The sequence below is a fragment of the Nonomuraea sp. NPDC048916 genome (assembly GCF_040649575.1).
GTDB lineage: Bacteria > Actinomycetota > Actinomycetes > Streptosporangiales > Streptosporangiaceae > Nonomuraea.
In genome coordinates, this window is sequence record NZ_JBEZFS010000231.1 from 1 (window position 1) to 451 (window position 451).

The following is a 451-nucleotide window of genomic DNA, read 5'->3' on the forward strand; positions in this document are numbered from 1 at the left end:
CGGCTAAGCCGAGTTCGGCCATCCGCCTGGCCACGGTGTTCTCCGACACCCGCCAGCCCGCCTCGTGCAGGTCTTGGGTGATCCGCGGCGAGCCGTAGGTGCCGCCCGATGCCGCGAACAGCCGCTTGATCTCCGCATCCAGCCGGGCCCTGCGCTGCTCACGGGTGGTCGGCGCAACGGCCCCGATGCGGTTCTTCCACTTGTAGAACCACGACTGGGAGACCTCCAGCGCCCGGCAGGAGATCGCGTGGTCGATACCGTAGTCGGTCTTCTGGGAGCAGATGAAGGCCGCCACGCTCACCGGCCCATCGCCTCTTTCACCCACAAGACCACGGAACGCTTGAGGACATCACGCTCGTCCTCCAGCTCCGCGCGTTCCTTCTCCCAGGCCGCCTTCTCCTTGGCGTGCTGCCGGGCCAGCTCGGCCTTCTCCCGCCGCAGCCGCGCCAAC

At 68.3% G+C, this 451-nt stretch carries 1 protein-coding gene; it reads right to left on the reverse strand.

Translation table 11 applies throughout. From position 1 onward, the window contains the following. On the reverse strand, positions 1 to 301 hold a 301-nt coding region (locus AB0C16_RS40610; protein ID WP_357691538.1), incomplete at its 3' end, for an IS3 family transposase. Positions 302 to 451 lie beyond the last annotated feature (150 nt).